Origin of the sequence: Paenibacillus sp. V4I3, from assembly GCF_030817215.1 — a bacterium.
Taxonomy (GTDB): domain Bacteria; phylum Bacillota; class Bacilli; order Paenibacillales; family NBRC-103111; genus Paenibacillus_E.
Genome location: NZ_JAUSZA010000001.1, coordinates 1,799,242 through 1,822,754, shown reverse-complemented (window position 1 = coordinate 1,822,754; position 23,513 = coordinate 1,799,242). Strand labels below are relative to the sequence as shown.

The window sequence follows — 23,513 nt, the reverse complement described above, 5'->3', positions numbered from 1 at the left end:
CTCGATACCTCGAAAACCAGCTACCTTATTACCGAACACTTTGTCTGCTCTACTTCAAGTTTTCCGGATTCAGCTGCAGAAGCTCAGGCAGTACGAAAATACCGTCCTTACGAATGAGCACATCGTCAAACCAAATTTCGCCGCCGCCGTATTCCGGACGTTGGATATTCACGATATCCCAGTGCAAGGAGGATTTGTTGCCGTTATAGGCATCATCGTAACAATTACCTGGTGTGAAGTGGAAGCTGCCGTCGATTTTCTCATCGAAAAGCGTATCTTTCATCGGCTCTTGAATGTAAGGATTCACGCCAATCGCGAATTCCCCTACAAAACGCGCACCTTCATCCATATCAAAAATTTCATTAATTCGATCTGTATCGTTAGCTGTCGCTTTGATGATTTTGCCATTTTCGAATTCAAGTACGATATTCTCAAAAATGAAACCATCATGAGGCGTTGGTGTATTATAGGAAATAATACCATTCACCGACTCACGAACCGGAGCAGAGTAAACCTCGCCATCCGGAATGTTGAGCTCCCCATCGCATTTAACGCCGCCGATTCCTTTAATGGAGAACGTCAAATCAGTGCCTGGACCGACGAGGCGCACTTTATCTGTGCGATCCATTAGATCTTTCAAAGCATCCATTGCTTTGGACATTTTGCCATAATTCATCGTACAAACGTTGAAATAGAACTCCTCGAACTCATCTGTACTCATGCTGGCAAGCTGCGCCATGGAAGACGTTGGGTAACGAAGAACGACCCATCTCGTATCCTTCACGCGGACATCAAAATGAACCTGTTGATAATAAATCGAATTGTACAGCTTCATCCGATCTGCCGGAATATCCGACAGTTCATAAATATTGGCTCCGCCGCGTACACCTATGTAGCCTTGCATTTGTTTCATTTGGAAAGCATCGGCATCTGCCCATGTCTGCATTTGAGCTTCTGTACCGTTCATGATGAGTTGACGCATAATCACATGATCTCTTACATTGACGAAAGGTTGCGCGCCAGCTGCGTGAACCTTTTTCACGATCTCTTTCACAAGAGCAGAATCAATGCCATATGCTTCTATCAAAATATTTTCGCCAGGCTGCGCCTTAACCGAATAATTCACAAGCACATCAGCGAGTTTCGTTAGTCTTGGATCCAGCATACTTTATCTCTCCTCTTCTTCATCAACAGGGTCAAAAGACGGCTCATTCGTTTGAAAGCCGACCGTGGTCAAATAAAACCACTCCCCATTCTCTTCCTGCTGAGAATCAAGCTCAAAAATAAGAGCACGAAACTTTCTCAGCCATTCTGCATATTTCTCTTTGCTCATTTTGACTTCGACCTGGGTCATGATAATCGGCCATTGAGTACGATCAGAAGATGGAATATGGAACGCCTCTTCGGGGGCATTAATCGCTCTACGTCTGGCACGTCCAAGTACGCTAAGCGTCCTCTCGCGATAATAATTCTCTACCTCTGAGACGTATGGCAGCAGTTTTTCACTAGGCACGAAGCCGCGGGCTACTGCACGATAAAATTTTTGCAAAATACCATTCTTGAGTTCCGTACGAAAGACCGAAATCAAGCCATGCTTCTCAAGCTCATTCAAATGATAATGCACTTTCGCACGAGCCATTCCCAGCAGTTTAGCCAATTGCTGACCGGTGTAAGCTTTCTCTATTAGATAAAGTAACACCTTAGCGCGAAGTGGATCACTTATCGTTTTTAATTGCTCAAGTTCTTCAATAATATAAACCGGTTGCAGCTTCATATGGACTCGACCTCCCTCTATTGTACCAATCTAGCCCTTAAACATGCGTTCTTGGTCAACTCTTAATCTCTTAATGAGATTAATTAAACGACGGTCAAATCTTTTTAACCGTATCATAATGCGAAAAGGATTTCATGTCAATTGCAGTCTCGGCAAACAGGAATGTCCTCATTTCTGACCATTTCAACGCTTTAACGGATTAACGAAGTTAAGCTTTTCTCTATGGTAGCAAAAAGGGACGTTTCTGTCACCCATTAAAGGTGGAAACGCCCCCAATTTATTAACGATAAATTTGGCTTCCTGCTTCACGGAATTCCTTGGACTTCTCCTCCATGCCGCTGTTTCGCGCGGACTCTTCATCAAGCCCTTGCGCGTGTGCGTACTGCCTTATATCTTGAGTAATTCTCATACTGCAAAACTTCGGTCCACACATGGAGCAGAAGTGCGCCGTCTTCGCGCCTTCGGCCGGCAGCGTCTCATCATGGTACTCAATTGCGCGTTCTGGATCGAGCGAGAGATTGAACTGGTCGCGCCAGCGGAACTCGAAGCGCGCCTTGGACAGCGCGTTGTCGCGAATTTGCGCGCCTGGATGGCCCTTAGCCAGATCGGCGGCGTGCGCAGCAATCTTGTACGTGATGACCCCGACGCGTACGTCTTCCTTATTCGGCAGGCCGAGATGCTCCTTCGGCGTCACATAGCACAGCATCGCTGTGCCAAACCAGCCGATCATCGCTGCTCCAATGGCAGAGGTGATATGGTCATAGCCTGGCGCAATGTCGGTTGTCAGCGGTCCAAGCGTGTAGAATGGCGCTTCTTGGCAAACTTCCAGCTGACGGTCCATATTTTCTTTGACCAGATGCATCGGCACGTGGCCTGGTCCTTCAACCATCACTTGGACGTCGTGCTTCCAAGCGATTTGCGTCAGCTCGCCAAGTGTTTCCAGTTCGGCGAACTGGGCCTCATCGTTCGCATCCGCGATCGAACCAGGGCGCAGTCCATCACCAAGCGAGAAGGCGACGTCGTAAGCTTTCATAATTTCGCAAATATCTTCGAAATGCGTATAAAGAAAATTCTCTTGGTGGTGAGCTAGGCACCATGCAGCCATAATGGATCCACCGCGGGAGACGATACCCGTTACGCGCTTAGCCGTCATAGGGATGTAACGCAGCAGTACGCCCGCATGGATCGTAAAGTAGCTAACACCCTGTTCTGCTTGCTCAATCAGCGTATCACGGTAAACTTCCCAAGTGAGGTCTTCCGCCTTGCCGTTCACTTTTTCGAGCGCTTGATACAATGGCACCGTTCCAACAGGAACAGGGGAGTTGCGGATGATCCATTCGCGTGTTGTATGTATGTTTTTGCCCGTCGATAAATCCATAATCGTGTCAGCGCCCCAACGGGTGGCCCACGTCATCTTCTCGACCTCTTCCTCAATGGAAGAAGCGACGGCGGAATTTCCGATATTGGCATTAATTTTCACAAGGAAGTTGCGTCCGATGATCATCGGCTCGCTCTCGGGATGATTAATATTGGAAGGAATGATGGCACGACCAATTGCTACTTCTTTACGAACGAATTCAGAATCGAGATTCTCTCGAATCGCAATGTACTCCATTTCCGGTGTCACGATGCCTTGGCGTGCATAATGCATCTGTGTCACGTTACAGCCTTCCTTAGCTCGGAGCGGTCTGCGGTGTAAGCCTGGGAATATTTCAGCGGCCCCTCTTGCATCAGGAGTTGCAAGCCCATTATCTTCTGGCTTCACTTCACGTCCAACGTAAGATTCAACGTCACCACGCTCTTCGATCCATGTTAAACGATTAGCGGGAAGACCTTGACGGATATCCGTTTTCAGTTCGGTATCGGTATAAACACCACTTGTATCATAAACCTGCACTGGCTCATTGGCTACTTCCTCTCCGTGTAAATTCGTGGAGCTTCCCAAAGAAATTTCTCTCATTGGCACTTGAATATCTGGTCTTGAGCCTTGTACATATACCTTTTTACTACCTGGAAATGTGGAAATTTGGACGTCTTTCACGGAACTACTATTAGTTGTTGTCATACGAATTCCTCCTCTATTTGATGTTTCTAAGCAGCTCAGCTGCTGCTTCACGTGGTGAGTGCGCGCTTGCAATCGCGCTGACTACGGCTACGCCATCCGCCCCTGCGCGGATGACGTGGGATGCATTCGTGGCATCGATGCCTCCGATGCCAACGAGCGGCAGTCGGATGCCGCCTGCGCGAATCCGCTGGATGACGGCAGGCCCCTGGACCTCACGCGCATCCAGCTTCGTGCGCGTGGCGTATTGGGGGCCTACGCCCAGATAGTCGGCGCCTTCGGCGAGCGCCGACCGGGCTTCGCCCAGATCGTGGACCGAGACGCCCACGATCATTTTCTTCAGCCGCTGCCGCACGGCGGCGGCTGGGGTGTCTTCTTGGCCGATGTGAATGCCATCGGCCTCAAGCTCTAGAGCGAGCCCTTCATCATCGTTGACGATGAAGGGGATCGCGTGCTGCGCGCATAGGCGGCGCAGCCGCGCGCCCAGCTCGAGCTTCGCCGCCCCCTGCAGGGCTCCGGCGCCCTTCTCGCGGAACTGAAACATCGTGATGCCGCCGGCAATAGCGGCCTCCAGCACCGAAACAGGGTCAGCCCCGCCACAGTTCGGGCTGCCCATGACCAAATACAAACGCAGCGCTTTGCGCAGCTGCTCGATTTTCATCGTGCACCTCGAATGAAAACATCCTCGTTGACGAAAATGTCATCTAAGTCAGTGGCATTAGCTTCAGCGTCCAAAGCCTTATCACTCTTTAGCTGCCCGCCAGTTGACGTCCTGTCAAGCTCATTCGCCACCGTGCGAGCATTAATCGCTCTAACTCCACGTTGATAAGCCCAATGATTCGTAGGACCATGACCACTGCCAATGTTTAACGGCTCAGCGATTGCAGCTTGGATGAATCTTTTTGCCAGTTGGATGGCTTCTTTCGTCGTTAAGCCCTGTGCAAGTCCTGAAGTGACCGCCGCCGCAAACGTGCAGCCTGTTCCATGCGTATGCTTGGTAACCAAGCGTCTGGACGAAAACTCCGTGAATGTCTTCCCGTCATACAGCAAATCAGTTGCATGCTCCGTATTCACTTCATGACCGCCTTTAATCATCACGTTCTTGCAGCCATAGAGATGAATCCGCTTTGCAGCCTGTTGACGCGACACGCTATCCGTTATTTGCAAGCCGCTAAGCGCTTCAGCTTCAGGTATGTTCGGTGTAACCACATCGGCCAGCGGCAATAAAGAGTGAATCATCGCATCGATAGCCTCTTGCTGAAGCAAGAAGGCCCCGCCTTTGGCTATCATCACGGGGTCAACCACGACACGCTCCCACTTATAGGTTTGTATCGCGGCCGCTACGATTCGTATAATCTCACCACTGAATAACATCCCCGTTTTGAGCGCGTTGGGAGGTAAATCCTCCCCAATAGAGGCCAACTGCTGCTCAATCGCTTCAGCGCTCATCGGATAAACCCCTTGAACACCAAGCGTATTCTGCGCAGTCACGGCGGTAATGACCGACATCCCATAAACGCCCAGCTCTTGGAACGTCTTCAGGTCTGCTTGAATCCCCGCACCCCCTCCGCTATCCGAGCCCGCGATCGTTAATGCTTTGTAAACAGACATCTTACTCCCCCTTTCAGCTTCAACCTCTATTTCCCGCCCTCTCAGAGCCACATTCTTGCTTTTAACCCGCTAACAACTACATCCGAGAAAGCATTTTCTGACCGCTCACCATGGACTATCTACTATCCCTCTAGCGAGACGTCCTTTTCGGCCCTCTCAGCCTCACATTCTTACTCTCAACCCACTCACAGCAGCCGAGAAGATCTTTAACGACCGCTCACCATGGACTATCTACTATCCCTCTAGCGAGACGTCCTTTTCGGCCCTCTCAGCCTCACATTCTTACTCTCAACCCACTCACAGCAGCTGAGAAGATCTTTATCGACCGCTCACCATGGAATATTCACTATCCCTCTACCGAGACGTATATTCCGGCCCTCTCAGCCTCACATTCTTACTAATAGCCCTCTCACAGCAGCCGAGAAGGCCTTTATCGACCGCTCACTATGGAATATCCACTATCCCTCTACCGAGACGTCCTTTTCGGCTTTCTCCGATTCACACTTTTGCTCTTCTCCAACTAAACGCGGCTAAAACCCTCCATCGGGCTGCTAGCCGAGGCATACCGCTTCTTCGGAATACGGCCCGCTTCGAAGCCGGCACGTCCGGCTTCAATCGCCAATTTCATGGCGTAAGCCATTTTGACCGGATCCTTGGCACCCGACACAGCAGTGTTGAGCAGCACACCATCGGCTCCCATCTCCATAGCAAGTGCAGCGTCCGAAGGAGCACCAATGCCCGCATCGACGATTACTGGTACGGTCGCTTGCTCAATTATGAAGCTCAGGTTCAGCGGGTTAATGATGCCTTGACCTGTTCCGATTGGCGATGCGCCAGGCATAATGGCATGAACTCCTAGGGCTTGCAAGCGTTTGGCTAAAAGAACGTCGTCTGATGTGTATGGCAACACGATGAAGCCCTCCTCTAGGAGCATTTCCGAGGCTTTCAACGTTTCAACCGGGTCAGGCAGCAGCGTCATCTCATCTCCAATAACTTCGACTTTGATCATGTCGCATAGTCCGGAAGCCTTCGCTAGTCTCGCGATGCGTACAGCTTCTTCGGCTGTTTTAGCGCCTGCCGTATTCGGTAGTAAGGTGAAATTCGACACATCCAGCATCGACAAGAAATTTGGCTGACTCGCTTCAAAAATATTCATACGACGCACCGCAAACGTCAAAATCTGAGATTCACTAACTTCTACCGCCTGCTTCTGAATATTGAAATCCGGGAACTTGCCCGTGCCCAGCAATAGTCGTGAACGAAACTCGTAAGGACCGATTTTTAGCATACAATTATCCCCCTCCAACAAAATGAACGATTTCGATTTTATGACCTGCGGAAAGCTCAGCTTTCACGTGATCTTCTTTTTGTAAAATGTTTTCATTATGTTCCACGACGAGCATTTTCTCACTCAAACCAAAATGCGCGAGCAGCTCTTCAATGGTTCGGATCGAATTCGGAATGTCTACGCTTTGCCCATTAATGTGCAGCTTCAATGCTGTGCAGCTCCTTTCCTATGGCTGAAAATAATTCCCCTTCACGCCGCCCGATCCGCTTCGATTGCCCAGATAGATCAGGACTAAAAGCATCGAGCAACGATTCCATAGCCAAAAAGGTCTGTTTTCCCGTGTCTGATCTTGTCTCTGATCTTATCTCTGATCTTATCTCTGATCTCGTCTCAGATCTTGTCATTGATCCTGTCTCCAATCCCAGCTCAAGCTCAGGCTGAAAGGGATCCTCTCCCCCGCCCAAAACGAAATCCGCGATCACCTTACCGGTGATCGGACTGAGCAAAATCCCATTGCGGTAATGCCCGCAAGCGGCATATAAACCATCGTACCCCGGCACTTTGCCGATGTACGGCAGCCCGTCTGCCGTCTGCGGTCGCAGACCCGACCAAGCTTTCTCCCACTCGGCTTCGCCAATCGCGGGCATGAGCAGCCTCGCGCGATCCATCAGCTCAGCTAGCCCAGCCAGCGACACCTTGCGGTCGTAGCTGTTCGGTACTACTGTCGCGCCGACCAGCAGTCGTCCTCCGGCTTTCGGGACGATATAACACCCTGTCGTGAACAGGGTCTTCCTGAGCAACGGCTTCGTCGTAAGGACAGAGAAGCACTCGCCCTTCACGGGATACACCGGCAGGTCGACGCCGATACCAGCCATTAGCTGTCCGCTCCACGTGCCAGCCGCCACAACGACGTGGTCGCTGTAGAGCGGACCTTCGCTCGTCATAACACCGACGGCTCGGCCTCGCTCCGTCAGCAGCCCAAGTACCTGGGCGAATTCTTGCACCTTCGCCCCCAGCACACGAGCTGCCTGCGCGAACGCCGCCGCCAGCAGCGGCGCCTCTACCTGCCCATCGCCCGGCAGGTATAAAGCTCCGCGCGTCGCCTCGCTCAAGGCGGGCTCGAGCTTGGAGGCTGCAGCTGCGCTCAGCCACTCCGCCTGCTCGCCCGCTGCGCGTTGGAGCTTCTCCCTCGCGCGCAGCTCCTGCTCTTGAACGTCGCTGAGCGCCACGTTCAACAAACCTTCACGGACGAGACCGATGTCGATGCCCGTGAGAGCTTTCAGTTCCTCGCTCAGCTGGGGGAACATCGCTCTGCTTTGTCGGGCCCACTGGAAAAGCGGGCCCGTATCCTCCATCTCGGATTGTGCTCCGAGCATGCCACCCGCCGCCGCCGAGGCTTCCATGCCAAGCCTGCCGCGATCGAGGAGCATGACGGACTGACCTCGCTTTGCCAAGTTATAGGCGATCGAGGAGCCAATAACTCCGCCTCCGACGATGATCACATCGTTCATATGTTTCATTTATCCAACCTCCTTTCGCTTTAGCTCGCTCTCGTAAGCTTTCACTGCTTCCAATGGGTCTTCCGCTTCCCATATCCCACTCATCACTGCTATACCAGAAGCTCCCGCTTCCAAAACTGATCCTACACGTTCAGGTCTCATGCCTCCGATCGCAATAATCGGAATTGAGACTTGGGCCGCCATATCTCTGAGCTGCTTCAACCCCCTAGGCGGGATACCCACCTTGGAATTCGTAGCAAAAATATGACCAAACATCACATAATCCGCACCCTCCCTCTCTCGCTGCTTAGCTTCCTCCGCACTATGTATCGATACGCCAGTCCTCTGCACTCCCTGACAGAATTCTCTTAGGGTTGAAAGCGGCGGGGTGCTGCCCTGGAGCTGTAATCCACCTAAAGCCGCAGCCGTGACAATGGACGGGTAACCATTGATATATAGGCTTTTCGCAGGAATACCTGTTTCGAGCAGAAACTGCACACCTAAGAAGATCTCGTCTAATGATTTCTTTTTTTCACGTATATGAATGGCCGTGACATAAGGGTGAATCTTAGCCGCAACCGCCGCCAGCTCTGTCCACGCTAGCCTGCCATTGGAAATGACATGCAGTTCATACCCAGTCATGAAGAGTCTCAACTCCTTTCTTGCGCTACTTATTCAGCTTAACTTTCGGGTTATAAGCATGTTTTTCATCACTACGGAGGTTCTTCTCCCCTTCACACCGACTCTAACGATGAAAAACATCACTTCAGAGTGGAAATCGCCCTAAATCATCTTCATCTTTTTGTTTTAAGCATATTTTTCATCGCTACGGAGGTTCTTTTCCCCTTCACACTGACTTTAGCGATGATAAACATCACTCCAGTGCAGGAATCCAAAGAGAAATCGCAATTTAGGGCCCAGCTACTTTCTGTACCACACACTGTATGAAATGGGTTAAAATAATCAATTTCACCCCAAAATCTTATTTTCAGGCATGAAAAAAACCACTTTTCCAAAGAAAAGTGGTTGTAGGTTGCGCCGCCTAATAAACATGCAAAGATGGGGCTCCAATGATCGTTCCACTTTCCTCCGCTGGTATGACCCAGTTCAGGTTCAAAGGGTTCAGATTGCTCTGTCTCAGCCTTGCGGCGCCCCTAGGGATTCATTCGTATGTAATTGTTAAATATCATAGCACGTCATTCATCGCTTGGAAATAGAAATTTTTATTGATCATAATTCTATCGTTTTCCCTGTTTTTGCCGATTCATAAATGGCTTCCAAAATTTGGGTAACAACAAATGCTTGCTCCGGTTTAACAAGTGGCTCCGTATCGTTGAGAATACTCTCCAGCCATTGTCTGGCCTCTTTCACGCCTGGCTCTTCGGCACCTGCGTCGAAATAAGCAATGCCTCCGCCTGTCGTAGCCTTGGTTTCGACTAGCTTTCCATACTTGGCGCTGTTGAAAACCAACTCACCTTTGCCCATAGCAGGACTGCCTTTCATTTCCGCTCCGCCTTCTGTTCCGCACAGGGTCGTCATCGCTTCTCTAGTATCTGTTATATTAAGCGCCCATGCGCATTCCAGGAATATCGTTGCACCATTCTCCATTTTGATAAATCCGAAAGCTGAATCTTCGACCTCGTAGCTTTTGGGATCCCATGGACCGAACATATTGCCTTCGAACTTATCCCCTAATTTGTGGAATACCGATCCTGTCACTGATTTCGGCTTGTAGTTGTCCATGAACCAGAGAGATAGATCCAGCGCGTGTGTGCCAATATCGATCAACGGTCCGCCACCTTGCTGTTCTTTGTCCGTAAAAACGCCCCAGGTCGGAACTCCGCGTCTGCGAAGGGCATGGGCTTTGGCCATATAAATATCGCCGAACTCCCCATGGCGGCATGCTTTGTACAATACCTGTGAATCGTCTCGGAACCTATTTTGGTAACCGATCGTTAATTTTCTTCCTGTCTTCTTGCTTGCCTCTAACATCTTTTTAGCTTCAACAGAATTGATAGCCATCGGCTTTTCGCACATGACATGCTTACCTGCCTCAAGCGCAGCCACCGTTATGAAGGAATGCTGAAGATTGGGAGTCAACACATGAATAACATCAATTGACTCATCTTGCAATAATTCCTTATAGTCCAAATAAACTTTCGCCTGCTCCGTTCCAAATTCTTTTGCAGCTTTGACAGCCCGCTCTTCGACAACATCACAGAAAGCAACCATTTCGCCTAAATGAGTGAGTTTCGCTAATGAAGGCATATGCTTTTGGTTAGCAATACCGCCGCAGCCTATAATTCCGATTTTCAATTTAGCTGTTGACATGATCGAACACACTCCCTATGATCTAATGCGCCATAAAGCGGCTTTACACATACTTTTGCAAAAGCTTTAAATCATTCTTTATGCTTGTAAATTTATCGTCGCTTATCCCTTCATTTTCAATAAAGGCATATTGGATCGTACCCATTTCTTTGATTTTGTCGTAGGTGGCTTTAAAATCGATTGAACCTGTTCCTAGATCCACAAAGTCACCTGCTTGTATGTATCCCTTCCCGCGATATAGCTGCATCATATCCAAATCTTCGTCACCTGGCTGGAGAGCGTCAAACACGTTTAGATGGAGGACCTCTTTATTTAAATCTTTCTGATGGACGATATCGCATCGGCTGCCTAATTTCTCAAGAACGGCGATGGGATCAAGACCCGCACGCATAACCCAAACCAAATCCAACTCAAATTTGACATAAGCCGGGTCCGTATTTTCAACTAAAATATCGTATAAGGTCGTATTTTCCCATCTTTTGAATTCATGGAAGTGATTATGAAAGTAAAATTGCAAACCGTTTTCAGTGCATTTTTTTCCGATTGCATTCAGTTGTTCTGCGGTTACCAATGTATCTTCACGATTTTTGATCCATGCAGACGGCATTACAATCGCTTTACATCCAAGTTCAGCATTTTCTTGGATTAACTGATCCCAATTCTGGGCATCTTGATCCAGTCTTTCATGGGATGCTATAGGCTTAAGCCCCAATTCTTCCAGCTTGTTTTTTATGGTTTGCAGAGGAAATGAGTCACTGTATCGGACGCCTGTCATAAAATTGGTGGTGATTAATTCCACATTTGTATAGCCTGCAGAAGCTACCTTTTCAAGGGTGCCAAAGTAGTCGTTGTTTAGTGCTTGAAAGACTGAAAATAAATTCACGCCAATTGAAATGCTCATTTTAACTGCTCCTTTTGTGTTAAATTTTTCATATGCTGAAGCTTATGGTTCACTAGCCTTTTATTCCGAGGTTTGCCTCTAAACAACGTCCACACGAGAGGAAGGCCGACTAATACGATCATCGTCGCTACAATGTACACGTCATTAGAGCTCATCGTGAAGGCTTCCGCCTTCAGCAACTTTCGCTGGGCTTCCGCAGCCCTATCTAAACCAAGTGCCTGGTTGTGTGCGGTTAACCGTGATGCGATCAGTGAAGTAAACAACGCGATGGAAAAGGAACCGAAAACTTGGCGGATCCAGTTATTCACCGATGAAGCATGACCGGACAGTTCGCGCGGGATGGCCTCCATACCAACGTTGGTAAGCGGCATGATCGTTAACGAAATCCCGATGTAGCGTATGGTCAGCCACAGAGTGATGTACCATTGCGATACGTACACATCCAGACGTCCTATTGCTAGTGTTCCGACCGCGATCAAAAGAATCCCGGAAACGATCAGCCATTGCGGAGCAATTCTCATATACAGCTTGCCGACGAGCGGCATCACGCCTGCCATCGCAAGTGTGGCCGGTAGCAAGATCAAACCGACCTCCAGTGCGGACGCCCCTTGAACGTTCTGCAGAAACACCGGTATTAAATAGGCGCCGGAATACAAATTGAGCGTAATAACGGCCAGCACGGCAAGGCTAACCGTATATTTTAAATTGACAAATACCTTCAAATTCAAGAGCGGTTCAGGGATCATTAATTCTCTCCGAATAAAGCACCCGAGCATCAGGATGCCGAAAGCGAGCAGCGACAGCGTTCTCCACGAGCTCCATCCCCATGAATGTGCTTCGCTGAAGGCGATCAGGAGGGAGCCGCTGCTTAGAATTACGGTAATCAAGCCAGGCAAATCGAACGTTTTCGGTGTATTCAGTTTGTAATAGGGAATAAGCCGCCAAGCGACTGCAACTGCCGCAATACCGAACGGAATGTCCATGAGGAACAGCCATTTCCATTCGAACTTTCCGATCAGCCAGCCCGCCAATAGAGGTCCGAACGCAGGCGAAAGCATCGTCGACAAGGTCCACATGCTGAGCGCAAACGCCTGCTTGGCTCGGGGAATCACCTGATAAAGGATCGTCATTGTGGCTGGCAAGATAATCCCGCCAAAAATACCCTGCACGACTCGAAACGCAATTAACGATTCAATATTCCATGCGAAAGCGCTAAGTCCTGAAATCAGCGTGTAGCCAATAAGCGCAGCGACATACAGGTACTTGGTACTGAACTTTTCCCCAAGATACCCGGTGAGGGGAGCCACAATTCCGGTTGCCAGCAGGTAACCAGTCATCGTCCACTGCATGGTGGTCAAATCGGTATGAAATTGTTCCATCAAAACGGGGAACGCTACACTTATCGAACTCATGCCAAGTGTCGCCAGTACGGACCCGAAAAAAATCGCAATCATTACAGGCACAAACGGTATGTTTCTCTCCTGTATCTCTGTAGGGGACATGCAGCTTCTCCTCGCAAAAACTACTTATTGGTTTTCGCCCATTCATCAAGCTGCTTTTGCTTCTCAGCTATAATTTTGTCCATGCCGGAAGCCTTCATTTTGCCAATAAATTCAGGCAAGTTTTTATCCGGATCCAGCGTACCGGTTTCCAAACCTATTTTGAATTGGTCCTTCACGCTCTGAACAGCGGCCACTTCCGTTTTAACCGGATCGACAGAAAAGCTGAAGCCGAGGGCTTTTGATTTTTTGGACGATTTGTTGAAATCAGCCTGATCTTTCCAAAGACTAACAGGATCAGTTTCCCAAATGTAGGAAAGGAATTGATTACCCCACTCCCATCCATGATTCGGGCTATAGGTGGCATTCTGCGTATCTACTCCATTCGGGAAGGCGATCAAGTCACCCTTCTTGACGTAGTGCTTTCCTTCAATGCCATAGTCGATCAAGTTGATCAACTCTTTGTCGGAGTAAAGCAAGTTGAGGAACATCATGGCTCTCTCCGGATCCTTCGAGTTTTTGGCGATACTGAACATGACGTTTGCAATCGACGACGTAGAAGTGACAGGAGGGATAATGCGAGCTGCAACCATCGGTGTGCCCGTCAAGATGGCTTCCTTCGTTTCATAGCCAGGCTTCATATGCACTGTAAAGGAAAAAGCTTTGCCGGCCTTCACAAGGTCTTCAGGGCGGATTTTGTTTGTAGCGATATCTTTCGGGATATATCCGTCCAAATACCATCTTCTGACCATTTTTAATAGATCAGAATATTGCTTCGATTCAAACCAATTGACTACCTTCAGGTTATTATCATGGTCCGGCAGCACTCCGTTATCATCATTCAATGGGTCCATAAAGCCAGGTGCAAGGGACGCGATATAGGACGTACCCCCGCCTTCCGGAACAATAGCCGCCATATTCGGCTCGTTATCTTTGACGACCTTGAATACGGCATCCAAATCATCAAAAGTCTTGATCTTGCTTAGATCAATCTTGTATTTATCAACAATATCTTTGCGCATCAGGATACCGTAGTCGGCTGCCCAGTCGCGTACGCTAGGTATGCCATAAAGTTTACCGCTGGCCATCGTCGCTTTTTGAATCTCCGGTGTGACGACCTTGGCAATATCCTGTCCATATTTCTTAAGCAGATCCTCTAAAGGGACAAGCTGTCCTTTTGCCGCTTGCGTACCGTAGCCGAGTGCTGTCAAAGTGACTAGCAAGTCCAAATTTTCATTGCTAGCAAGCATCAGATTGACTTGTTGCTGATACGCAGCGGGGTCAATAGGCACAAATTTAACCGTTGCATTAATTTTCTCTTTGGTCAGTTTGTTAACGGCATCCTGGACCTCTTGCAGATCCTTGTTGTTACCAATTTTATAGTAGGCCACTGTTAGTTCATAAGGTTTTAAGTCCGACTTCGCCTTTACTGTTTCTCCTGCCGCACTTGGTGCGGTTGTAGCCGTAGAGCCACCGCTACCGCTGCTGCATGCCGTCAATAGAAGAGAAACGGCTATCATTCCCGCTAACGCTGTTTGGACGCTTTTTTTTCTATTCCCTCTCATTTCGTAGCCTCCCTGTTTTATATTCCATTTATGCTAACCGGCTGATGCCGAGTATAGCCTAGCCTTTGACTGCTCCAATGACGAGACCTTTGACGAAATATTTTTGGAAAAAAGGGTATGCGATCAGCAATGGAATAGTCCCAATAACCGCCATAGCCATCCGGACCGATTCCATCGGAATGTTACTGCTTGCAGCAAGTTCCGTTGTGCTGCTGCTCGCGTTGCTTGACAAAAATTGCGCGTTTAACAAAATCCGGTTTAACAAATTTTGCAAACTGAACAGCTTGCTGTCGGTCACATAGATTAATCCGTTGAACCAATCGTTCCAATAGCCGATCGTTTGCATCAATCCGACCGTAGCCAGAATGGGAAGAGAGAGCGGAAGCACGATCTGGAAAAAGATTTTAAATTCCCCCGCCCCGTCAATGGATGCTGACTCAATAACCGGGGTTGGGATTGAAGTCATAAAAAAGGTTCGCATAATCAGCACGTAAAATCCATTGGATAACAAACCGGGAATGATTAAGGCCAGCAGTGTGTTTTTCATATCGAACACTTGTGTATATACCAGGTAGGTGGGGACCAGACCTCCGTTAAACAGCAGTGTGAAAAACACGATAAACGAGAGCGGCTTGCGAATCAGCATATCCTTTCTAGATAATGGATAGGCGCATAGGGCAGTGATCGATAGCCCCACAAACGTACCAACTAAAGTTACCAGAATGGTAATACCGTAAGCCCGAAATATGTTGGAGGAATCGTTCCACAAAAATTCGTAAGCTGCCAGGCTGAATTTACTCGGTAGGAAGGAATACCCTTCTGACACAATGGTCATTTCATCGGTAAAAGAAGTAATCACGAGCAGAAAAAACGGAAGAAGACAGAGACAAACAATGCCAATAAAGAATACATGAATGATCGCTTGGTACAGTTGACTTTTTACTTTCATTGGGTATCCCTCCTTATTAAAACAAAGCGTTATCGCTGTTTCGCTTGCTCACCACATAATTTGAGATGAGTACGAGAATGAATCCCACAACGGATTGATATAGGCCCGCTGCCGAAGACATGCCGATGTCGCCCAATCTTAGTAAAGCCCGATAAACATACGTATCGATAACGTTGGTTGTAGGAAAGAGCGCGCCCGTATCAAGCGGAACTTGATAGAACAAACCAAATTCGGAGTAAAAAATGCGGCCGATTTGCAGTAATGTCATAATCACAATAACCGGAGTGATTAATGGTATGGTAATATTCGTAATCTGCTGCCATTTACTCGCTCCGTCAATCCTTGCGGCCTCGTAATATTCCGGGTCGATTCCGATAATCGCCGCTAAATAGATGACACATAGGTATCCAACATGCTTCCAAATGTTCACAAAGGTCAAAATATACGGCCAATATTTGGCTTCGCTATACCATGAGATTGGATCCATTCCAAGCATAGGCAGGATTTGTTTATTAATGTAACCGGTTTCTCCGCTTAGCATGGCAAGCACCAAATAACCGACAATAACCATAGAAATCAAATAGGGGATGAGAATGACGCTTTGGTAAAACCGGGCAAATAATTTCTTCTTCACTTCATTCAACAAAATAGCTACGCCAACGGCGATGATCAAATTAATGATAATAAAAGCCGAATTATATAGAATCGTATTTCGGGTAATCAGCATGGCGTCGGAGGTTTTGAACAGGTACTCGAAATTTTTAAATCCAACCCAATCGCTGGCCCAAATTCCTTTCGTGAAGTTGACGTCTTTGAACGCAATAATCAAGCCAAACATCGGCAAATAGTTGTTGATGATCAGATAAATGATTTCGGGTATGACCATCACAAACAGAGGGGCATACCTCCATAACTTTCTCAGTTTTTTTCTGGTTATTGATTTCGTTGCCGTTATCCCAGCAGCTGTCGTGGTCGCTGAATTTGCCCTAGTTGTTGTCGTTGTCCCCACATCGTTCCCCCCTCTTCCGTTATACTCTCATCATATCTAACTGCCGCTATGCACTCTACCTGTTTCCCGACTTCCTGTTATCGCATTTCCGACTTCTTTTTGAACAAAAAAGATCGAACCCGAGAAGGGAACGATCTCATGTTTAAGGAACCTTATGTTTGGTAAGTTTCATATAATTTGCGGTAATCCTGTGGATTAATGGCCGTCGCTTTCTTGAACATTTTTGAGAAATGGGAAAAATTATTGTAGCCCACTGAAGCGGCGATGCTTCCAATTTGAAGATCCGTCTTCACCAGCATTTCTTTGGCCAATTCTACCCGCTCCTGGAGAATATAATCAGAAATCGTCAAGCCGGTTTCTTTCTTGAAAATTCTTGTCAGGTAGTCCGGATTCATATTCACATGGCTGGCGATATCTTCCCGCGATACATCTTCGTTGATGTGCTGAGCGATATAGTGTTTCGCTTTTTCAACAACGGTTTGACTTTCATCCACAGAATGAATGCGACCCGCAGCTTCTTCGATCATCGTGTTTATCCATTGTCTAAGATCAGCTATGGAACGGGAAACGGACGATGCTTGCATAGACAGAAGTTCTTCCGAAAAAACCTGATGCGCCCTCAAGCCCTTATAATGTAATACGTGATGAATCATTTGCAGAAAATCCTCATAAAATCCGCGCAGCAATTTGGCATCGAGTCTCTCCATTTGCTTCATCGCATCCAAACTATGATCGATCTCTTTCAGCAGTTTCCCTTTGCATCCACACTTGAGCATTTCCCCCCAACCGTTCATTTTGGGCAGCGGAAATGTATCGTAGCTGCATCGTTGCTCGCTTAAAAAGAAGATTTTATTCGTTTGTGTAACATTGTTGGACTCCAACGTGACTAAGGATTCGAACATCTCCAGCATTCCCTCTGTATATACGGGAGTACCGATATAACAACAAAGATCACAGAAAAAGTAATGGTTACAAGCATCGATATAACCCTGTAATTCGTTGGTTAGCTTCTCTTTATCGATCTTGCTACCCGGGTCGACCGAGAGGATGGCCAGTAACCCTCCGCTTTTGACCTGAACGATCTGGCCGTTTGCCTCTTTCCGTACAGCCAATTCTTCCAACGAGTTGCGCAAGGCGTATTCCATTATTTTTTCTTCACGAAGAGTCAGTTTTTTATGCCAACGCTGTACACTGACCCATATCGGCACAAATAAGGCTGTATCGCTATAAGGTATATTTTGCTTCGCCATAATTTCTTTGATTTGAACCTTATTCGAAGGGATCGACCTATGAATTAAATCCTGCCAGAAGCGCTCAACAACCATGGGTTGGTACGATTCCCATAACTGATAGTAATGCTTATAGGTTTCATTAAATTGGATCAATCCTCTTTTCTTTTCCAATTGTTCGATCGCATTTCGAACGGCTTTCTCCAATTCCGGAAAGCGGACAGGTTTGAGCATATAATCCAGACTTCCCAATTGAATCGCTTTTTGCGCGAATTCGAAATCAGCATGACAGGTTAAAAAAAGGGACTCGGTATCTGGAGAGTGTTCTTTGACCCAAGATAACAATTGAAATCCGTCACCTTCCGGCATTTCAATGTCGCAAAGCATAATATCAATTTTCTGGGCCCCAAAGATTTCCTTCGCCTGTCGAATGTTAAAAGCTTCATGAACCTTTGAAAATCCAAGTTGGTCCCACGGTACCCCCGCTTTTATCCCTCGTACAGCGTGAATTTCATCGTCCACGACCAGCAATTGAAGCATCGCTTTCTCCACCTTTCTTCTCATGAAATGGGATGAGAATTTCAATCACTGCGCCGTGACCTGCACCATTTGAAAACGTGATCTGGGCGTGATCTTGATATAGGAGGCGCAATCGGCGCTGCACATTCCATATCCCGATATGATGACCTTCTCCGTTACCGATATCCATTTCCATCTGCAGCCGAGCCAAAACGTCTTCAGGAAATCCTTTTCCTGTATCCTGAACCCGTATTTTTATTTTCTTATCTTGGGTGGCTTCAATGGCTATACCAATATGAACCAGTTTATCCATGCTAACTGCGTGTTTGATCGTATTTTCCACAAAGGTTTGAATAACAAGCGGAGGAACCAATTCATCCATCAGGTTGTCTGGAACGGATAGATCATAAGTCAAATTTTGAGGAAACCGCATCTCTTGGATACGAAAGTAATTAAGAGTATGCTGGACCTCATCCCTTAAAGCGACGAATGCCATGTTGCTTCGAAACATAAAGCGAAAATATTGTACGAGACAAAGCGCCATTTCCTGAATCAATACAAAGTCTTTCACCTGTGCCAAATTATAAATAATGTTCAACGAGTTCAGGAAAAAGTGCGGATTAATTTGAAGCTGCAAATGTTTGAGTTCGGCCTTCTGATGATTTAATTGTTCTTCCAAAACATTAATTTTCAATTCCTGTATTTGCGATATCATGCGATTGAAGGATTGGTTCATCTTGTCGAATTCAATGACAGAAGGGCTGTATGTGATGCGGACGTCCAAATTCCCGTCTTCAATTCTCCTCATAGCCATCATGATCCGGTTTATCGGAACCAAGATGATTTTCCTTAAAAGAAACAAAATGAAAGGAAACAGAATAAGTGATCCCATCAAAATGAACGATACCATTCGGCGAAGGAAAGGAAGATTCTCTAGAATTTTGCTGTCTGGTATGGCAGCGATTAAGCTGAAACGGCCTTTCGCGGATTTTTCGCCAACGACTAGAAATTTTTCGTTTTTTCCAGTGAGTTTGTAATCCGTTCCAACATCGTTCAAATTAATTTGATTTTCTTGTACGAAAGCTTGGTTAGACATGGTCTCGAACAGGTCCGTAACCAGCAGCGCCCTACCGTTGTTGCCCAAATCGACCAGGTTCAGCGGAACCATTAATTTACTCGCATCCGTCCATGCCCCGATATAGACATTCCCATATTTGATCACACGGGTCAAAAAGTATTGATCTCCAAGCTTAAGCATGAACCATTCTTTCAGACTTGTCTGATTTGAACCATCGCGTTGGTCCTGAAAAATGGTCTTAATGCTATTTTCAACGGCTTCCTGTCTGGTGTAAGTGACTTGATCACTCATAACTGTCAATAAATCTTGATTCGGCTCCGAGTAAACAAAGAACATATCCATTGATTTATAATTAGGGAGGTCTTTTAACAGCTTATTATTTAATTGAATTTTCGTAAAAGAGTACCGATCGGCATTTTGATCTCGCTGCGCGTCAAGTACAAGCAGTCCCGTGTCTTGCGCAGCGAAGTTGAATAAATACTTGTCTACCTCATCCAAATTACGGTCGATCTGCCCCATATATAAGCTGATTAAATTTTTATTCGATTGAGCCACTTGATTTCGAACAACTTGGATGGCGTACAAATTGTTATAGATCATGAAAACTACGATGGGTATCACAATAATGAGTAACCCAAATATCAACTTAAAGCGCAGTGTTTTGAACAGAGGCAAAGTATGAATTTGCACGGTTGAATAGACTTCCCCTCTCGTGAAAGCTAGCGTGATCAGATAGAAGACGCTTCGGGTTTCAGATAGGCCATGATCATGTCAATTAACTGCAACATCATCTCGCCTGGATCAATCTCTTGTTCGACACGAAGAATGTTTCCTCTTGATGCCATCCGCTGCGTCATACTCATCATCGTGTTTGCAATCATGGCTGATGTCTTGGCGGGATCAAGGTCAGACCGGATCGAGCCATCTTGAATGCCTTCCAGAATAAGCTGAACAGGTGATGGAAAGACATTTTGGATGAATATTTTATACTTCTCCTCCAATTCGCGGGTTGGATACTTTTCTCGGTAATAGTGATCAAACAGTCCAATAAAGCGTAAATGGCTAGGTCTAGTCTGGGTAAAATCCTGCCATGCTAACAATAAGTTTCGCATTTTCTCTTCGGCTCGTTCACCGATTTTGTGAGAATCGACCCATCTAAACAAATCGTCCAGAACCTTCATCTGAACCTCAAATGCCAGCTCATCAATCGAGTTATAATATTTATAAAGAGTAACACGGCTGATCCCCAATTGAAGTCCGATGTCTTTCATCGTTACACCGTGCAAATCTTTTTCCAAAAAAAGCTCCTGAGCGGCTAGAATAATTTCCTCCCGCCGTTTATTTCTTTGCTCCTCTAATTCCTGTTCCCATCTGCTTTTCATACAAACACTCCTCGATATAGAAGCTATCCATAAAAAAATAACCTGTTTACATAGTGTAAGCACCTTGCATGTACTCCAATTATAGCCAATAGCCGAATTCATCGCAAACGTTTTCATTTCTCGAATAACGATGTGGGGCTAGTCACCACCCCTTTCAACTCATATAATAGGGAGACAAAGCTGCCTAAGAAGTTTAAAGGAAGGATGTTCACCTAAATGTTGTCTCAATTGAATCGTCAATTAGAAAAAATCTTGCCGCTAATTACACCAGTCAGTGTTCTCATCGGTATATTGCTAGGCAGTCATTTATCCGAATTCACCTATTTATCCCCTTGGTTGTTTGCCTTTATGACTTTCGCGGGCAGCATAAGCTCCAGCTTCAAAGAATTCGTCAAAGTCGTCGTTCAGCCTCTTCCACTCATAACCACATTGTTAATTCTACATGTCGCGATGCCGCTGATTGCGCTGGTTCTCGGGCATGTCGTATACAGCCATGAGCCCATGACCATAACTGGCCTCATCTTAGCAGCAGCCATTCCTACTGGCATTTCAAGCTTCGTCTGGGTAGCCATTTATCGCGGAAATATCATGCTCACCTTATCGATTATTCTCATGGACACCATCCTTTCACCTTTTGTCGTTCCCTACACACTATCTGCGTTAATTGGAACCAAAGTTCAGATGGACTCCTTCGCGATGATGAAAGGTCTGTTCCTGATGATCGTTCTACCCTCTATCATTGGCATGCTGCTGAATCAATGGACACGCGGCAAAATTAAAGAACAATGGAGTGAGCGTCTAGGTCCTTTTTCGAAAATAACCATGGGCATCGTTGTCGCTATCAACAGCTCCGTAATCGCCCCTTATTTACGTGATTTTAATGCTAGATTACTAGGTTTGGCCGGATTTGTACTCTTCATAGCCTCACTTGGTTACATCATCGGGTGGCTGGTTGCCAAGCTCATGCGATGGGAACAAGACGTCGTCGTAGCACTTACGTTTAACAGCGGGATGCGTAATATTAGTGCTGGCGCGGTACTCGCAGTTGCCTACTTCCCGCCTCTGGTGACTGTCCCCGTTGTACTCGGCATGCTGTTCCAGCAGTCGCTAGCTTCCCTTTTCGGCTTTCTGCTGAACAGACGCTACGCTTTGAAAAGTGATATTCCCAGCTTAACGGTCAAAAGTGTGAAACAAGTTTAGTTGAGGAGCTGCTCGAGCAGCTTCTTTTTTTGTTAATCAGCTGTGATTTCGCTCTCTCCTTTGAAACATTCAAAGCATATTAACGTGTTATCGTCTAACACTACGCCGTTAATAAATCCATCGTTGCAGAAAATTTGCTTTCTACATTCCTTGCACTCCCCAACAAGCTCCTGCATTAATAGTACCTCCCAGTTGTAAACTTTGTGTTACATATGTTTGTCGCGGCTCAAAAGCTTCGGTTGCACCATCTTAGGTGTTATATGGACTACAAATCTTTATCCCTCAGCACATTTTAAGCTAACTTTTATGTATCATTCAGCTTCTCTTCTCAGATTTTTCATAATTGTCGTGTACGATTGTGAAGAAGATGACTGATAGGAGTGATACATATGATAAAAATGACAAAAATAGCGGGCTTATGCATTCTAATCCCCGTAATACTAAGCGGTTGTGGGAACCCGTCATCCTCACAACCTGCTGCAGCAAGCTCAGCACAACCGCAGCAACAACAACAAAACGGACAATCCCAGGCAGACGGCAAGCAAAATGCTCAAGACCGACCTGTCATGAGTGCGGCACAAAGACAAATGTTCAGTACATTCCAGACCCTGCTCATGCTAGACAAAGCAGAAGGACTTACCATTACTAAGGAACAGGCTCAATCCATGCTGCCCGTTACTCAAGACATCGTAACTAAAGCTGAACTTAGTGATGAAAACAAGTCCAAGCTATTTGAAAAGTTAACGGATGCCCAGAAGAAATTTATAGAGGATTCAGCTGGGCGTATGAGCAATCGAGGAAACGGCGGTGCAAATGGTCCTCGAAATAACGGAAACACCGGCAATGGCAAGGGCAATCAAAATGGTGAATCTGGAAATACAGAAAATAAACCAGATGCTTCTGCACAACCAAATGCTAATGCACCCGATCGAACCGGTGGCAAGAATGGCAATGGAAATCGTCCTGCTGGCGGAGAAATGAGAGATCCCGGTAAGCAGCTTATTGAACTGCTGCAGACAAAAATCAAATAGTACAGCCAAAAAACCGATCTCCTACTAAGGAAGGAATCGGTTTTTCGGTTTATTTCAACTATCTCAAAGATTGAACAACTTGCTCAGCAGAGGCTTCACCACTCGCTACGAGTTCAACATGCTCAGCGAACATATCGCACATGTAGACAAACAAGCTGAGAATCTCCAACACTTCTTCACTTTCAAAAGTGCTGGACGCTGAAATACTATATACATACCGATAGTGCAGCTCATTCTGTTCATTGATGCCAAAATGACCGATCGGCAATCTTGTGTTAATTTCCAGCAGGACAGAAGCCACGGCATCGCGGGACCCTTCTTGCAAATGAAAGGGGAGCGTACTGTAAATTTGCAGCAGCTGAATCGCGCCAATTTCATCATCATTCAGCGGTAAAAAACTAAAGTGAAGGAACCGTTCCCTTCCTTTTTTGTCCTCTTGGAATCCTGCCATGAGGACGTGAAGCGGAATCGCTTCGGATTTTTCCAATAAATTAGTCGCTAGGCCTGTCTCATCTAAAATTTCCTTCAGAAACCCTAGTTGCGCCAAATGACGCGCATGTATTTTATCTGGCAACATGTATGTACA

20 protein-coding genes, 1 pseudogene and 1 riboswitch are annotated in these 23,513 nt (G+C 46.7%); of the genes and pseudogenes, 2 read left to right on the top strand and 19 right to left on the bottom strand.

Features of this window, described 5'->3' with window-relative positions; genetic code table 11:
• Window positions 1-49: 49 nt before the first annotated feature.
• The 18 genes and pseudogenes from QFZ77_RS08535 to QFZ77_RS08450 form a co-directional block, all read right to left on the bottom strand.
• Complete coding sequence (locus QFZ77_RS08535) at window positions 50-1,165, bottom strand: aminopeptidase (protein WP_307438469.1); 1,116 nt, start codon at window positions 1,163-1,165, stop codon at window positions 50-52.
• Between the two features lie 3 nt (window positions 1,166-1,168).
• Window positions 1,169-1,774 carry an ArsR/SmtB family transcription factor gene (locus QFZ77_RS08530; protein WP_307438467.1) on the bottom strand — a complete coding sequence of 202 codons (606 nt, stop codon included), beginning with the start codon at window positions 1,772-1,774 and terminating at the stop codon, window positions 1,169-1,171.
• A 280-nt stretch (window positions 1,775-2,054) separates the two neighbouring features.
• On the bottom strand, window positions 2,055-3,839 hold the full coding sequence (thiC, locus tag QFZ77_RS08525) for a phosphomethylpyrimidine synthase ThiC (protein ID WP_307438466.1): 1,785 nt from the start codon (window positions 3,837-3,839) through the stop codon (window positions 2,055-2,057).
• Window positions 3,840-3,852: 13 nt separating this feature from the next.
• Window positions 3,853-4,497 carry a thiamine phosphate synthase gene (thiE, locus tag QFZ77_RS08520; RefSeq protein WP_307438464.1) on the bottom strand — a complete coding sequence of 215 codons (645 nt, stop codon included), beginning with the start codon at window positions 4,495-4,497 and terminating at the stop codon, window positions 3,853-3,855.
• A gap of 158 nt (window positions 4,498-4,655) precedes the next feature.
• Window positions 4,656-5,447: pseudogene (thiD, locus tag QFZ77_RS08515) on the bottom strand (bifunctional hydroxymethylpyrimidine kinase/phosphomethylpyrimidine kinase); the annotation flags it as partial.
• A 520-nt stretch (window positions 5,448-5,967) separates the two neighbouring features.
• Window positions 5,968-6,735, bottom strand: coding sequence for a thiazole synthase (locus QFZ77_RS08510; RefSeq protein WP_057304179.1), 768 nt, complete (start codon window positions 6,733-6,735; stop codon window positions 5,968-5,970).
• A gap of 4 nt (window positions 6,736-6,739) precedes the next feature.
• Window positions 6,740-6,943, bottom strand: a complete 204-nt coding sequence (gene thiS, locus QFZ77_RS08505; RefSeq protein ID WP_307438462.1) for a sulfur carrier protein ThiS — start codon at window positions 6,941-6,943, stop codon at window positions 6,740-6,742.
• Window positions 6,927-8,246, bottom strand: a complete 1,320-nt coding sequence (thiO, locus tag QFZ77_RS08500) for a glycine oxidase ThiO (protein ID WP_307449342.1) — start codon at window positions 8,244-8,246, stop codon at window positions 6,927-6,929. Before thiO ends, thiS begins: the two co-directional genes overlap by 17 nt.
• A gap of 9 nt (window positions 8,247-8,255) precedes the next feature.
• Complete coding sequence (locus tag QFZ77_RS08495; protein ID WP_307438460.1) at window positions 8,256-8,876, bottom strand: thiamine phosphate synthase; 621 nt, start codon at window positions 8,874-8,876, stop codon at window positions 8,256-8,258.
• 425 nt (window positions 8,877-9,301) lie between these two features.
• A riboswitch (TPP riboswitch) is annotated at window positions 9,302-9,400 on the bottom strand.
• A gap of 64 nt (window positions 9,401-9,464) precedes the next feature.
• The gene (locus QFZ77_RS08490) at window positions 9,465-10,565 is read right to left on the bottom strand and encodes a Gfo/Idh/MocA family protein (protein WP_307438458.1); all 1,101 of its coding nucleotides are present in this window, start codon (window positions 10,563-10,565) and stop codon (window positions 9,465-9,467) included.
• A gap of 43 nt (window positions 10,566-10,608) precedes the next feature.
• Window positions 10,609-11,466, bottom strand: a complete 858-nt coding sequence (locus tag QFZ77_RS08485) for a sugar phosphate isomerase/epimerase family protein (RefSeq protein WP_307438456.1) — start codon at window positions 11,464-11,466, stop codon at window positions 10,609-10,611.
• Complete coding sequence (locus tag QFZ77_RS08480; RefSeq protein ID WP_307438454.1) at window positions 11,463-12,968, bottom strand: DHA2 family efflux MFS transporter permease subunit; 1,506 nt, start codon at window positions 12,966-12,968, stop codon at window positions 11,463-11,465. Before QFZ77_RS08480 ends, QFZ77_RS08485 begins: the two co-directional genes overlap by 4 nt.
• A 20-nt stretch (window positions 12,969-12,988) precedes the next feature.
• Window positions 12,989-14,530, bottom strand: a complete 1,542-nt coding sequence (locus QFZ77_RS08475; protein ID WP_307438451.1) for an ABC transporter substrate-binding protein — start codon at window positions 14,528-14,530, stop codon at window positions 12,989-12,991.
• A 58-nt stretch (window positions 14,531-14,588) separates the two neighbouring features.
• Entirely contained in the window at window positions 14,589-15,479 is an 891-nt protein-coding gene (locus QFZ77_RS08470) for a carbohydrate ABC transporter permease (RefSeq protein WP_307438450.1), read from the bottom strand.
• A gap of 16 nt (window positions 15,480-15,495) precedes the next feature.
• On the bottom strand, window positions 15,496-16,365 hold the full coding sequence (locus tag QFZ77_RS08465) for an ABC transporter permease (protein WP_174806686.1): 870 nt from the start codon (window positions 16,363-16,365) through the stop codon (window positions 15,496-15,498).
• Window positions 16,366-16,640: 275 nt separating this feature from the next.
• Window positions 16,641-18,257, bottom strand: coding sequence for a response regulator transcription factor (locus QFZ77_RS08460; protein WP_307438449.1), 1,617 nt, complete (start codon window positions 18,255-18,257; stop codon window positions 16,641-16,643).
• Window positions 18,229-20,004 carry a sensor histidine kinase gene (locus QFZ77_RS08455; protein ID WP_307438448.1) on the bottom strand — a complete coding sequence of 592 codons (1,776 nt, stop codon included), beginning with the start codon at window positions 20,002-20,004 and terminating at the stop codon, window positions 18,229-18,231. The genes QFZ77_RS08460 and QFZ77_RS08455 overlap by 29 nt, the downstream gene beginning before the upstream one ends.
• Before the next feature lie 38 nt (window positions 20,005-20,042).
• Window positions 20,043-20,696 carry a TetR/AcrR family transcriptional regulator gene (locus QFZ77_RS08450; RefSeq protein ID WP_307438446.1) on the bottom strand — a complete coding sequence of 218 codons (654 nt, stop codon included), beginning with the start codon at window positions 20,694-20,696 and terminating at the stop codon, window positions 20,043-20,045.
• Between the two features lie 216 nt (window positions 20,697-20,912).
• Here QFZ77_RS08450 and QFZ77_RS08445 point away from each other — a divergent pair, with 216 nt between their 5' ends.
• Both QFZ77_RS08445 and QFZ77_RS08440 read left to right on the top strand, forming a co-directional pair.
• Entirely contained in the window at window positions 20,913-21,896 is a 984-nt protein-coding gene (locus QFZ77_RS08445) for a bile acid:sodium symporter family protein (protein WP_307438444.1), read from the top strand.
• Between the two features lie 389 nt (window positions 21,897-22,285).
• Window positions 22,286-22,927: a hypothetical protein gene (locus QFZ77_RS08440; RefSeq protein WP_307438442.1), complete on the top strand. Its 642-nt coding sequence runs from the start codon at window positions 22,286-22,288 to the stop codon at window positions 22,925-22,927.
• 58 nt (window positions 22,928-22,985) lie between these two features.
• Here QFZ77_RS08440 and QFZ77_RS08435 read toward each other — a convergent pair whose 3' ends face one another.
• Window positions 22,986-23,504 carry a YbjN domain-containing protein gene (locus tag QFZ77_RS08435; RefSeq protein ID WP_307438440.1) on the bottom strand — a complete coding sequence of 173 codons (519 nt, stop codon included), beginning with the start codon at window positions 23,502-23,504 and terminating at the stop codon, window positions 22,986-22,988.
• Between the last annotated feature and the right edge of the window lie 9 nt (window positions 23,505-23,513).